This window comes from Streptomyces sp. NPDC032091 (assembly GCF_055580265.1).
This window is the reverse complement of record NZ_JBVILR010000022.1, coordinates 139,158-151,738: the sequence shown is the minus strand read 5'-3', so window position 1 is coordinate 151,738 and position 12,581 is coordinate 139,158. Positions and strand designations below refer to the sequence as shown.

Annotated in this window: 13 protein-coding genes and 1 riboswitch; of the genes, 5 read left to right on the top strand and 8 right to left on the bottom strand. The window is 72.3% G+C overall.

The genetic code is table 11. The annotated features are described in order from the left end of the window. Positions 1-90: 90 nt before the first annotated feature. The gene (locus ACZ5NJ_RS29950) at positions 91-801 is read right to left on the bottom strand and encodes a flavodoxin family protein (RefSeq protein ID WP_468768839.1); all 711 of its coding nucleotides are present in this window, start codon (positions 799-801) and stop codon (positions 91-93) included. 123 nt (positions 802-924) lie between these two features. Beyond that, positions 925-1,119, top strand: a riboswitch (cobalamin riboswitch). A gap of 30 nt (positions 1,120-1,149) precedes the next feature. Between ACZ5NJ_RS29950 and ACZ5NJ_RS29945 the strand changes: the two genes are divergently transcribed. From ACZ5NJ_RS29945 to ACZ5NJ_RS29925, 5 genes are all read left to right on the top strand, one after another. Further along, complete coding sequence (locus tag ACZ5NJ_RS29945; protein WP_468768838.1) at positions 1,150-1,848, top strand: energy-coupling factor ABC transporter permease; 699 nt, start codon at positions 1,150-1,152, stop codon at positions 1,846-1,848. After that, the gene (locus ACZ5NJ_RS29940) at positions 1,845-2,210 is read left to right on the top strand and encodes an energy-coupling factor ABC transporter substrate-binding protein (RefSeq protein WP_468768836.1); all 366 of its coding nucleotides are present in this window, start codon (positions 1,845-1,847) and stop codon (positions 2,208-2,210) included. Before ACZ5NJ_RS29945 ends, ACZ5NJ_RS29940 begins: the two co-directional genes overlap by 4 nt. Before the next feature lie 3 nt (positions 2,211-2,213). After that, entirely contained in the window at positions 2,214-2,963 is a 750-nt protein-coding gene (gene cbiQ, locus ACZ5NJ_RS29935) for a cobalt ECF transporter T component CbiQ (protein ID WP_468768834.1), read from the top strand. Further along, the gene (locus ACZ5NJ_RS29930; RefSeq protein ID WP_468768833.1) at positions 2,960-3,781 is read left to right on the top strand and encodes an ATP-binding cassette domain-containing protein; all 822 of its coding nucleotides are present in this window, start codon (positions 2,960-2,962) and stop codon (positions 3,779-3,781) included. Before cbiQ ends, ACZ5NJ_RS29930 begins: the two co-directional genes overlap by 4 nt. Positions 3,782-3,891: 110 nt before the next feature. Then, a complete protein-coding gene (locus ACZ5NJ_RS29925; protein WP_468768831.1) occupies positions 3,892-4,446 on the top strand; it encodes a PadR family transcriptional regulator in 555 nt (184 codons plus the stop codon). A 57-nt stretch (positions 4,447-4,503) separates the two neighbouring features. On the opposite strand, the gene ACZ5NJ_RS29920 is transcribed toward ACZ5NJ_RS29925, so the two are convergent. The 7 genes from ACZ5NJ_RS29920 to ACZ5NJ_RS29890 form a co-directional block, all read right to left on the bottom strand. After that, on the bottom strand, positions 4,504-4,716 hold the full coding sequence (locus ACZ5NJ_RS29920; protein ID WP_079429874.1) for an EF-hand domain-containing protein: 213 nt from the start codon (positions 4,714-4,716) through the stop codon (positions 4,504-4,506). Between the two features lie 132 nt (positions 4,717-4,848). Next, a complete protein-coding gene (locus tag ACZ5NJ_RS29915) occupies positions 4,849-6,036 on the bottom strand; it encodes a YncE family protein (RefSeq protein WP_468768829.1) in 1,188 nt (395 codons plus the stop codon). After that, the gene (locus ACZ5NJ_RS29910; RefSeq protein ID WP_468768827.1) at positions 6,033-6,821 is read right to left on the bottom strand and encodes a polysaccharide deacetylase family protein; all 789 of its coding nucleotides are present in this window, start codon (positions 6,819-6,821) and stop codon (positions 6,033-6,035) included. Before ACZ5NJ_RS29910 ends, ACZ5NJ_RS29915 begins: the two co-directional genes overlap by 4 nt. A 377-nt stretch (positions 6,822-7,198) precedes the next feature. Beyond that, a complete protein-coding gene (locus ACZ5NJ_RS29905) occupies positions 7,199-7,807 on the bottom strand; it encodes an ATP-binding protein (RefSeq protein ID WP_468768825.1) in 609 nt (202 codons plus the stop codon). Between the two features lie 136 nt (positions 7,808-7,943). Continuing rightward, a complete protein-coding gene (locus ACZ5NJ_RS29900) occupies positions 7,944-8,711 on the bottom strand; it encodes an enoyl-CoA hydratase/isomerase family protein (RefSeq protein ID WP_468768823.1) in 768 nt (255 codons plus the stop codon). An 86-nt stretch (positions 8,712-8,797) separates the two neighbouring features. Next, positions 8,798-10,033, bottom strand: a complete 1,236-nt coding sequence (locus tag ACZ5NJ_RS29895; RefSeq protein ID WP_468768821.1) for a L,D-transpeptidase — start codon at positions 10,031-10,033, stop codon at positions 8,798-8,800. 138 nt (positions 10,034-10,171) lie between these two features. Continuing rightward, positions 10,172-12,478: a choice-of-anchor A family protein gene (locus ACZ5NJ_RS29890; protein WP_468768820.1), complete on the bottom strand. Its 2,307-nt coding sequence runs from the start codon at positions 12,476-12,478 to the stop codon at positions 10,172-10,174. Between the last annotated feature and the right edge of the window lie 103 nt (positions 12,479-12,581).

The following is a 12,581-nucleotide window of genomic DNA, read 5'->3' as shown; positions in this document are numbered from 1 at the left end:
CCGCGATCTGGCACAACCGGGCCACCGGAACACCGATCACACGATCACTGATCGCCTACGACCACTGACCAGGACTTCGGACTTACTCGTCTAGCGGTGTTCCGGGTTCGGGAAGTCGAAACGGCAGCCGGCGTCCCACTCGGAACGCTGGTTGCCGTGCGCGGGGACGCCTCCGGCGCGCTTGAGGAGCGCCGCGAGGTGCATCAGGTTCCACGACATGAACGTCGTGTTGCGGTTGGTGAAGTCGTTCTCGGGGCCGCCCGAGCCCGGGTCCAGGTACGAGGGTCCGGGCCCGGCCTCGCCGATCCAGCCCGCGTCGGCCTGCGGCGGGACGGCGTAGCCCAGGTGCTGGAGGCTGTAGAGGACGTTCATGGCGCAGTGTTTGACGCCGTCCTCGTTGCCCGTGATCAGCGCCCCGCCGACCCGCCCGTAGTAGGCGTACTGGCCGTGCTCGTTCAGCAGCGAGGAGCAGGAGTAGAGCCGCTCGATGACCTTCTTCATGACCGAGCTGTTGTCGCCCAGCCAGATCGGGCCGCACAGGACGAGGATGTCGGCGTCCATGATCCGGCTGTAGAGCACCGGCCACTGGTCGCTCTCCCAGCCGTGGTCGGTCATGTCCGGCCAGACGCCGGTGGCGATGTCGTGGTCGACGGCGCGGATGAGCGAGGTCCGGGTCCCGGCCGACTCCATGACGGCGCGGCTCCGGGAGATCAGACCCTCGGTGTTGCTGGTCTCGGGCGAGCGCTTGAGGGTGCAGTTGACGAAGACGGCGGACAGGTCGGAGTAGTCGTAGGCGGCCACGCCCCCACCCTGCGGGCCGGCCGCTTGGCTCGCCAGTGCGCCGCGCCCGTCCGGGGGGCCAAGTGGAATCGAGCCATCCGATCGGCCGGATCGGTCCGGGTTGATACCGGTCCGTGCGGGCGACTAGGGTCAGCTGGCCTTGGTGTTCGGGAAACCGGTGGAAAACCGGTGCGGCCCTCGCCACTGTGATCGGGAAGTCCAGCTCCACCCCTCGCGGGAGCCACTGGGACCGCACGGGAGACCGTACGGACCCGGGAAGGCGGAGCCGGGGCGGCAGTACCCGTCAGCCAGGAGACCGGCCGGGGCGCGTACGTCCATCCACGAGGTGCTGGAGAGGTCTCCCAACTCATGCACATAGCCGAGGGGTTCCTGCCCCCGCTGCACGCGGCCGCCTGGGGCGCCGCGTCCGCCCCGTTCGTCGTCCACGGGGTCCGCGCGCTGACCCGCGAGGTGAAGTCCCACCCCGAGAGCACGCTGCTCCTCGGCGCGTCCGGTGCGTTCACGTTCGTCCTGTCCGCCCTGAAGATCCCCTCGGTGACGGGAAGTTGCTCGCACCCCACCGGCACCGGACTCGGCGCCATCCTCTTCCGGCCGCCCATCATGGCGGTGCTCGGCACGATCACCCTGCTGTTCCAGGCCCTGCTGCTGGCGCACGGCGGACTGACCACCCTCGGGGCCAACGTCTTCTCGATGGCCATCGCCGGCCCCTGGGCCGGGTACGCGGTCTACAAGCTGCTGCGCGGGTCGGGCGCCCCGCTGATGGTCACCGTCTTCTTCGGCGCCTTCTTCGCCGACCTGGTCACCTACTGCGTGACCTCGGTCCAGCTCGCGCTGGCCTTCCCCGACCCGTCGAGCGGCTTCGTGGGCTCCCTGGAGAAGTTCGCGGGCATCTTCGCCCTCACCCAGATCCCGCTCGCGGTCAGCGAGGGGCTGCTGACCGTGCTCGTGATGCGGCTGCTGACGCAGTCCAGCAAGTCCGACCTGGTCCGGCTCGGGGTCGCGAAGCTGACCGGGAAGCCCGCCGGGCAGGAGGCGACCGCCCGATGAGCAGGAACGCCAAGATCAACACCCTGCTGCTGCTCCTGGTGGCGGCGCTGGCCGTGCTCCCGCTCGCGCTGGGGCTCGGCGAGGGCAAGGAGGAACCCTTCGCGGGCGCCGACGCCCAGGCCGAGTCGGCCATCACCGAGCTGAAGCCCGACTACAAGCCCTGGTTCTCCCCGCTGTACGAGCCCCCGTCGGGCGAGGTCGAGTCCGCGCTGTTCGCCCTCCAGGCCGCCCTGGGCGCGGGCGTCCTCGCGTACTACTTCGGGGTCCGCAAGGGCCGCCGCCAGGGCGCGGCGCAGGCCCTCGCGCAGACGGCGGCCGGAGCCGGGGCGCAGGCCCCCGCCGAGCCCGCGCGGGAGCCGTAGCCGGTGCTGCCCATCGACGTCGCGGCGCACTCCAGCCGCTGGCGCGGCCGGCATCCGCTGGAGAAGGCCCTCCTGGGATTCGGGCTGACGCTCACCGCCGTGTGCCTGCCCCCCTGGCCGGGCGGGCCGCTGGTGGCCGCGGCGACCCTGGCGGTACTGCTGGGGCCCGCCGGGGTGCCCGGGCGGCAGCTGTGGCGCGCCTTCCGGGTCCCGCTGGGGTTCTGCGTCACCGGCGCGCTGCCGCTGCTGGTGTCGGTGGGCGGCCCGGACGGGTTCCTCGCGCCGGCTCCCGACGGGCCCCGGCACGCGCTGGACCTGCTGCTGCGCACCTCGGCCGGCTCCCTCGGGGTGCTGCTGTTCGCCTTCACCACCCCCGTCTCGGACGTCCTGCCCCGGCTGGTGCGGGCCGGGGTGCCGGCGCCGGTGGTGGACGTCGCCCTGGTCATGTACCGGATCGGCTTCCTGCTGCTGGACTCCCTGGCCCAGGTCCGCCGGGCGCAGGCGGCCCGGCTCGGGCAGGCCGGGCGGGCCGCCGCCTGGCGTTCGGTGGCCGGGCTCGCGGCGACCTCGTTCGTCCGGGCCTTCGACCGCGCCGCCCGGCTCCAGGAGGGGCTCGCGGGGCGCGGTTACGACGGCGCGCTGCGGGTGCTGGTCCCGCCGGCGCGGCTGTCGCGGCGGTTCCTGGCGGCCGCCGCCGCCCTGCCGGCCGGTCTGGTCGCGGGGACCCTCGTACTGAAGGAGCTGGGGCTGTGACCCCGTTGGTGGAGCTGGTCGGCGCCGGGTACGCGTACGAGGACGGGCCGGCCGTGCTGTCGGGGGTGGACTTCTCGATCGCCGAGGGGCGGGCGCTGGTGCTGCTGGGCCGCAACGGCAGCGGCAAGACCACGCTGATGCGGCTGCTGAGCGGGGGCCTGCGGCCCGCGTCGGGCGCGCTGCGGCTGGCGGGGACGGAGGTGGCGTACGACCGGCGGGGGCTGACCCGGCTGCGCACGGCCGTCCAGCTGGTGGTGCAGGACCCCGACGACCAGCTCTTCGCGGCCTCCGTGGAGCAGGACGTGTCCTTCGGCCCGATGAACCTGGGGCTGCCGGAGGCGGAGGTCCGCGAGCGGGTGGACTCCGCGCTGGCCGCCCTGGACATCACCGCCCTGCGCGACCGGCCGACGCACCTGCTGTCGTACGGGCAGCGCAAGCGGGCGGCGATCGCGGGCGCGGTGGCGATGGCGCCGCGGGTACTGATCCTGGACGAGCCGACGGCCGGGCTCGACCCGGACGGGCAGGAGCGGCTGCTGGACGTCCTGGCGGGGCTGCGGATGGCGGGGACGACGGTGGTGATGGCCACCCACGACGTGGACCTGGCGGTCCGCTGGGCGGACGACGCGGCCGTGCTCACGCCCTCCGGGGTCCGGGTGGGGGCCGCCGGGGTCCTGCTGTCGGATCCGGAGTTGTTGGCGTCGGCGGGCTTGCGGATGGCGTGGGCGCCGGTGGTGGGTGCGTTCCTGCGGGCCAAGGGGATGCTGCCGGACGGCGTTCCGGGGCCACGGACGCCGGAGGAGCTGGGCACGCTGGGGTGAGCGAAGCCGTGCCCGGGCTGGGCGGGGTCGGGGCCGCGGGGCGGGGTTCCGGTGTGCCCACCCTTTGCCCACACCGGGGGCGGGCGGTTGCCCACACCTAGGATGGCGGGATGTCGCTGCCTCATGCCATTCTCACCGCGCTGTTGGAGAAGCCCTCGTCGGGGCTGGAGCTGACGCGGCGGTTCGACAAGTCGATCGGCTACTTCTGGTCCGCGACGCACCAGCAGATCTACCGGGAGCTGGGCCGGCTGGAGGAGGCCGGGCTGATCCGGGCGCTGCCCAGCGAGGTGCCCGTACGCGGGCAGAAGAAGCGGTACGAGGTGCTGCCCGGCGGCAGCGCGGAGCTGGCGCGCTGGGTGGACGAGCGGCAGGACCCCAAGCCGATGCGGGACGCGCTGCTGCTGCGGATCCGGGCGGCGGCCGTGGTGGGGCCGCAGGGGCTGGGTGCGGAGCTGCGGCGGCACCTGGAGCTGCACCGGGCGCAGCTGGCGGAGTACGAGGCCATCGAAGCGAAGGACTTCCCGCCGGGGCGCGACGCCGACCCGGACCGGCTGCGCCGGCTGGTGCTGCACGGGGGCATCGCCCTGGAGGGCTTCTGGCTCGGCTGGCTGGAGGAGGCCCTCGCCGAGGTCGAGGACATGACGCGCGCCGCAGCGGAGGCCTGACGCGCCCCCGCCCCGGCGGGCGGGACGGAGGCGGGCGCGGCGCCGTTCGGCTCGGGCCTACTTGTTCAGGTCGGCCCAGAACTCGTCGAAGCTCAGCAGCTTGTCGCCGTTGAGGTCCTTCGCCGCGATGATCGCGTCGGCGACCGCGGGGGTGACGAACGCGTCCCCCATCGCCTTCATGGCCGCGCTGTACTCGTCGGCCGTGATGACGCCGTCGCCGTTCGCGTCGAACCGGTCGAACGTCTCGCGTGCCTTGTCGATGTCCGCCACTGGGCCACCCCTTCCTGGTGCTTGTTGACCGGCTCAGGGTAGCCGTAGCGGGGGCGGGTCCCGCCCACGGGCCCCGGGAGCCGCGGGCGGGCTCCCGGGACGCCGTCGCGTTCCCGTGCGGGGCGGGCGGGTCTAGCGGAAGATGCCGGTGTGGCCGAGGGAGTAGCGGCCGGGCTGCGGGTACACGGCCAGGCCGTGGGGGCCGCTGCCGACGGGGATCTTGGCCAGCTCCTTGCCGGTGGTGGTGTCGATCGCGTAGACCTCGGAGTTGTAGCGGCCGGACAGCCACAGCACCTTGCCGTCGGCCGAGACGCCGCCCATGTCGGGGCTGCCGCCGTCGGGCAGCTCCCACTTCTTCGTCAGCTGGTTCTTCTTGAAGTCGAAGACCGAGACGCTGCCCTCGCCCCGGTTGGAGACGTACATCTCGCGGGAGTCGCGGCTGACGTAGAGGCCGTGGCAGCCCTTGCCGGTGGGCAGCAGCTTGGGAACGTCGAACTTGTCGCCGCTGAGCACCCACATGCCGTGCGCCATCATGTCGGCGACGTAGAAGGTCTTCCCGTCGGGCGAGATCTTCACGTCCTGCGGCATCGCGCCCTCGAAGGGGAGCTTCTGCTGGCCGATGACCTCCATCTTCTCCGTGTCGACCTTGAGCAGCTCGCCGGAGAACTCGCAGCTGACGATGAAGTAGCGGCCGTCGAGGGAGAAGTCGGCGTGGTTGACGCCGAAGCAGGTCACCGGGACGGTCTTGACCCGGTTCATGGTGTGGGGGTCGCGGAAGACCAGCTCGCGGTCCATGGAGGCCATCACGACGGCGTACTTGCCGTTGGGCGTGAAGTAGAGGTTGTACGGGTCGTGCACCTCGACGGGCTCCCCCGCCTCGCCGGTGGCCGGGTTGATGGGGGTGAGGGTGTGGCCGCGGTTGTTGTTGACCCACAGGGTCTTCATGTCCCACGAGGGCACCACGTGCTGCGGCTGGACGCCGACCGGGATGGTGTCGATGACCTTGTAGGTGGCCGGGTCGATGACGGACACCGTGTTGGAGTTGGTGTTCGGCACGTAGACGCGCGACGGGAAGTCCTTGACCACCGGGGAGAGCTTGTTCGGCCGGTCCGCCGCGTACACGTCGGCCGGATCCAGCACCGGGGGCATCCCGGCCAGCCCCTGCGGTACGGCGGGCACGGCTTTGACGGGGTCGGCCGGCCCCTTGGAGCCGAGCGCCTCGGCGGGCGCCTTGTCGCCCGATCCGCAGCCGGCCAGGGCGGCGAGGACCAGACCGGCCAGCAGGACGGTGGCCTTCCGGGGAAGGCGGGTGGTCGTCATGGGGTCAGCAGCTCCGTGGTGGTCACCGCGCGCAGCTTGCGGCGCGCGAGTTCTTCGAGGAGGGGAGGCATCGCGTCGACCGTGTCCGCGTAGCCGAAGTGCAGACTCACCACCGATCCGCCGTGGATCGTCCCGGTGACGTTGCGGATGACGGCCGCGGCGCCGGGCGAGGTGAAGTCGAGGGAGTCCACGTCGTACGAGAGGACGTGCGGGTAGCCGGCCCGCTGGGCCAGCTTCTGGACGAGGGCGCTGGCGTTCTGGGTCTGCGAGGGGCGGAACCAGGTGCCGATGGAGCCGGTGAGGCGCTTGAGGCGCTGGGCGCAGCCGGTGATCTCGGCGTAGGCCTCCGCCTCGGGGAGCGCGTTGATCGCGAGGTGGTGGTGGGTGTGGTTGCCGAGTTCGTGGCCGCCGTCGAGGATCCGGCGGGCCATGTCGGGGTGGTCGTCGAGCCAGGTCCCGATGGCGAGGACGGTGACCCGCGCGCCCGCCTTCTCCGCTTCGGCGAGCACGGCGCGGCCGGTGGCGGGGTCCCCGTTGCCGTGGAAGGTGAGGGCGACCTTCGGGTGGTCGCGCGGGCCGTGCGCGATCTCGACGGGCTGCCCGGGGAACCGGCGGGGGGCGGGGGCCGGGGCGGGGGCGGCGGCTTCCGGCTTGACGGGGGCGGCCTGGGCGGGCCGGGACGCCGACGGGCCGCCCCCACCCGTGCCGCAGGCCGCGGTGAGGGCACCGGCGGCGACCGCCGCCGTGGCGCGCAGGGCGGTACGGCGGTCTGGATAACAGAGCACCTGCCCATTTAAGTGGCGAACGCCCTCGAAGGTATTGATTGACCCATTTTGGGACCTTCGGTAGTGGCGCCCCGGGGCGGGCTCGTCCGCTATGCGATCAACGAATTACGCAGAGCGGTGGATAGTCATTCATGGATTACGAGGTGAGTGGCCCACCTCACCTAAGATTTAGATGAAAACTCTTAGGATATGCACACTTATGTCCGAGTAGGGACTTTTGGCGTTTGGGCCCGCGTCTGCCATAGTCGGAACCACGGCTTCCCTTTGACCCGAGCGAAGTCCACCGCCGAGGACCACACACCCCACCGGTCCTCGGCGCCCATGAAACCCCCGCAGCGCCCCACCTCGGCGACAGGGGGTTTCTGGCGTTTCGGGGGTCAGCGGTCCGCGACCCGCATCTCGAACCAGGTGGTCTTGCCGCGCGGCAGCAGGTCGGCACCCCAGCGGTCGGACAGCTTGTCGACGAGGAAGAGCCCCCGGCCGGTGGTGTCCAGCTCGTGGACCGGCATCAGACACGGCAGCCCGCGCGAGGGGTCGCGCACCTCCACGCGGATCCAGCCGCGGCGGCGCAGCATCCGTAACCCGAAGGACCGGGCCCCGGTGTGGCGGACGGCGTTGCCCACGAGCTCGGAGACCAGCAGGACGGTGTGCTCGGCGATCTGCGGCGACAGCCCCCAGAAGCGGACGACCACGCTCTGGGCGAGCCGGCGGGCCGTGCCCGCGGACTCCGGCATGGACGGCAGGACCACCTCCGCCTCCGCCGGGTTCCCGTACGACTCCAGCGCCTTGAGGCCCTGCTCGTCCTCGACCGCCGCCGTGAGCCGTACGGCCATAGCGCTGCCGCGCTGCCGCGGCTGTTCCACACCCTCCAGGCCCGCCATGCACCCATCATGGACGGCCGCCGCGCCCGGCCGGGCCGTTCCGCGCGAATACGCCCCTCGGAATGGAGGATTCCGAGGGGGCGCACCGGCATATGCGAGGGGCAACCGACCACCCACCGGGCGGCGTTGACCTGCGGTGACGATCCGCTGAGGACCGATCACCGTCCGTCGATCAACCCCTTCGCCTTAAGGTTGCCTTAAGGCCTGGCTAAACCACCCGCAGGGGTTCACACGACGGCGCTCATACGAACTTGGCCTTGCCCGGGCCCTCTTCGACGAAGCTGCGCATGCCGCGCTCGCGGTCCTCGGTGGCGAACAGGCCCGCGAACCAGTTGCGTTCGATGGTCAGGCCGGTGTCGATGTCGGCCTCCAGGCCGGCGTCCACGCACTCCTTCGCCGCGCGCAGGGCGATCGCCGGCCCCTGGGCGAGCTTCGCGGCCCACGCGTGCGCCTGCTCGTACACCTCGGCGGCGGGCACGACCCGGTCCACCAGCCCGAGCGCCAGGGCCTCGTCGGCCTTGACCATGCGACCCGTGAAGATGAGGTCCTTGGCCCTGGAGGGGCCGATCAGCCGGGACAGCCGCTGGGTGCCGCCCGCGCCCGGGATCAGGCCGAGCAGGATCTCGGGCTGGCCGAGCTTGGCGTTGTCGGCGGCGATGCGGTAGTCGGCGCAGAGCGCGAGTTCGCAGCCGCCGCCGAGCGCGTAGCCGGTGACGGCGGCGACGACGGGCTTGGGGATCCGGGCGACGGCCGTGAAGGCGTCCTGCAGCGCGCGGGACCGGGCGATCATCCCCGCGTGGTCCATCGTCTGCATCTCCTTGATGTCCGCGCCGGCCGCGAACACCTTCTCCCCGCCGTAGAGGATGACGGCGCGCACGTCGGCGCGGTCGGTCGCCTCCACGGCGAGCTCGCGCAGCCGGTCCTGGGTGGCGATGTCCAGGGCGTTCATGGGCGGGCGGTCCAGGCGGATGGTGCCGACGCCTTCGGAGACTTCGAGAGAGAGGGTCATACGGGGAAGGTTAGCGGCGGTTAACGAGAAGTGGCCCGGTGCTGTGGGTCACAGCACCGGGCCACCGGATCAGCGGGGCGATCCGCCTACTTCTTCCACTCCGCCCAGTCCATGTTCCAGCCGTTGAGGCCGTTGTCCGGGGCGATCTGCTTGTCCTTGGAGTTCTTCACGACCACCACGTCGCCGATCAGGGACTCGTTGAAGAACCAGGCCGCGGGGGTGTTGGGGTCCCCGGCGCCGCGCTCGTCCTCCAGGCCGACGCAGCCGTGGCTGACGTTCTCCGAGCCGAAGGTGCTGGAGGAGGCCCAGTAGTTGCCGTGGACGAAGGTGCCGGAGTTCGACAGGCGCATCGCGTGCGGGACGTCCGAGATGTCGTACTCGCCGCCGAAGCCGACGGTGGCGCCGTTCATCCGGGTCACCTTGTACTTCTCGCTGATGACCATCTCACCGTTGTAGGTGGTCGTCGCCGGGGCGCCCGCGGTGATCGGCAGGTTCTTGATGACCTGGCCGTCACGGCGGACCTCCATCGTCTTCGCCGTCGCGTCCACCGTGGACACCTGGGAGCGGCCGATGGTGAAGGTGACCGTACGGGTCTGCTTGCCGTAGACCCCCGGGCGGCCCTCGACCCCGTCGAGGGCGAGCTTCACGGTGACCTTCGTGCCGGCGGCCCAGTACTTCTCCGGGCGGAAGTCGAGCCGGTCGTTGCCGAACCAGTGGCCCTCGATCGGCACGGAGGGCTCGGCGGTGACCGTGATGGCCTTCTCCACGGCCTCGGTGTTGGTGATGCCGCGGGTGAAGTTGATCGACACCGGCATGCCCACGCCGACGGTCGAACCGTCCTCGGGGGTGTAGTGGCCGACGAAGGTGTTCTGCGGGGTGAGGGTGGTGAAGGTGGTGTCCTTGGCGGACTCGCGGCCGGCCTCGTCCTTGGCGACCGCGTGCACCTTGTACTCGGTGGCGGCGGCCAGGTTGCGGGCGGGCTCCCAGGCGGCGCCGTCGGGGGTCAGCTTGCCCTCGACGGCGTTGCCCTTGGTGTCGGCGACCGTGACCGTGGTCAGCTTGCCGCCCGTGCTCGTGACCTTCAGGACGCCACTGGTGGCGACCTCCTTGGCCCCGTCGTCCGGCTTGACGCCGACCACGGCCTTCGAGGCCTCGGTGTTGGCCTTGGCCGCGTTGCCGCCTCCGGACTTGCCGTTGTCGCCACCGCCGCCGCTGCCGGCGCCGCCGCCGTTGCTGCACGCCGTGGTGAGCAGAAGGGCCGCACCCAGCAGCAGGGCCGGCAGGCCGGTGCGGACGCGGCCGCGTATCGGCTGCACGTTCACTCGTGTTCTCCCCATGTCCCCCGCGCACGGACAGTCGCGCGCTTGCCGACAGGAAATCACACGGGGAGATGACGAATAGAAACGTTCATGTCACCGTTCCGTCCCAACTGACGCGCGGCCGGGACGGCCGGGCGGGCGTCAGTCGCGGCCGCGGGTGGCGGGCCAGTCACCGCCGAGGCCCGGGAGGCCGTGACCGTCGTGACCCGGCTTGTCGTGGCCCGGGCCGTCGTGGTCTCCGTGCTCACCGTGCCCGGGCTCCTCGTGACCCGGCTCCTCGTGACCGGGCTTCCCGTGGCCGGGCTTGTCGTGGCCGGGCTTGTCGTGGCCGGGCTTGTGGTGGTCCGGCTTGCCGTGCTTGTCCCGCTTGTTGAGGACCGGGACGACGATCTCCTCATCGGCGCCGCCCTCGACCCGCAGCGGCCCCGTGACGTGGTCGGCGGGCAGGGCGTAGCCCTCGGGGGCCGCCGTCTCCAGGAGGTAGTACGAGCCCGGGACGAGCCCGTCGAACTCACAGGCCCCGTTCCCGCCGGTGGTGCAGGGCTCACCGACGCGCTCGTCGGGGTACTGGCCCGAGGTCTGCAGGCCCTCGGTGTTGTTGGTCTCCTTCCACAGCTGGAACACGGCCCCGCCCAGCGGCTTGCGGGTCTTGGCGTCCTTCTTCACGACCCGGATGGAGCCGGGGTGCTCGACGTCCCTGCGCTGGTTGCGGATGGTCACGACGAGGCCCTGCGCGACGTCGTCCTCGTCCAGGTCGAAGGCGGTGACCGGGTCGGCGGGCCGCTCGTAGCCGTCGGGCACGCCGACCTCGCGCCAGTAGTAGCGCTCGCCGACCGGCAGTTCCACCGTGCAGCTGCCCTGGGTGTCCGTCACGCACACCCCGCCGAGCCGGGTGTCCGGGTCCTGGCCGGCCGTCTGGAGGTCGGGCACGCCGTTGGTCTCGCGCCACAGCTCGAAGCGGCCGCCCGGCACGGGATCGCCGCTCTCCAGGTCCACCTTGCGCAGCACCACCCGGGCGCTGGGCTCGGGAGGCGTGGTGCGGCGGTTCAGGGCGGTGGCCCGTACGCCCCGCTCGGCGTTCTCCCGCGTCAGGACCAGCGGGAAGACCGGGTTGGCCGGCCGTTCGTAGCCGGAGGGCGCGGCCGTCTCCCGCCAGTAGTAGGTGCCGAGCTCCTCCTCACGGGTGCAGGTGCCGTCGGCGGGGGTGGTGCAGTCGGTCACCAGGGTGTCGGCGTTCGCGCCGTCGGCCTGCAGGCCCGGGACGCCGTTGCTCTCGCGCCACAGCTCGAAGCGGGCGCCCGCCAGGGGCCGGCCCTCGTCGTCGGTCTTCAGCACGGAGATCCGCCCGGTGACCGGCGGGTTGGGGGCGCATTCCGGCAGGTCGCCGTCGAAGGGGTAGGCGTGGAACTCGGCGCCGAGTCCCGTGGTCTCGGTGGGGCTGGTGTGGGTGACGTTGCCGGCGGTGAAGAAGCGGCCGTTCATCCCGATGACGGAGACCGTGGCGAGGGAGGCGTCCTGGCCGATGAGGACGCTGCCGCCGAGCTGGGCGGAGCCGGCGAGGCCGACGGCGCGGGCGTCGGGGAAGTTCCACAGCAGCCGCTCGCGCAGCCCGGGCGGCAGCATGACGTTGTTGACGCGCAGCGTGCGGGCCTCGCCGGTGACGTTGACCAGGACGGTGGCGCCGGCCGGGATGCCCGCGAAGCGGATGCTCTGCTGGCCGGTCCCGGGGCCCGCGAGGTCGAAGTCCACGTTGAAGACCTGGAGCATGGACGCGCCGTCCCCGGTGAAGACGGTCTCCTGCGTGCTCCACACGGCCCGGCCGGTCGCGGCGCGCGGGGTGCCCTGCGGGTAGGCGTAGCAGGTGCTCGCGGCGGTGAGCTGCCCGCGCAGCGCGGTGTAGGGGGCGGCGGCGTTCACGTCGTGGGTGAGGGTGCCGGTCACCGTACCGGTGAGGGTGCCCCCGTAGCGGACGACGCCGCCGTCGGCGAGGAGCCGCTGGCCGGCGGCGACGCTCACGTCGTCGCCGGTGGTCAGGAAGTCCGAGCCGTCGGCAGGGGGGACCCGGGAGCCGACGCCCGCGATGCCCACGTTGTAGACGCCGCCGCCCGCGGACTTGTTCATGTCGAAGTCGCCCAGGACCACGACCTTGCCCTCGGCCTCGGCGGCGCCCCGGCGGACCTGCATGTCCCCGCCGACGAAGAGGTTGATGCCGTTGTCCCGGCCGGTGAAGGGCCCGTTGTTCGGGTCGGGCCAGGACGGCGGGCAGCCCTGGCCCGGGGCGGTGCCGCCGGGGATGCAGGGACCGAGGCCGCCGGGCAGCGGGGCCCTCAGGGCGCGGGCCGCCGGCGGGGCGGTGCCGGGGCCCGCCGCGAGGGCGGAGGGGGCCCCGGCGGTGGCCGCGAGTACGGCTCCCACGGCCAGCCCGAGGGTCCAGTTCCTTGCTGACATGACGCTCCGTCCAGGTGATCGGGCCATCGCCTGCGCTGATGGCCCTGCCAGGCTGCGGGCGGGGCCCGGCGTGGCGGACGGAAGACACTCCCCGGCTACGTCA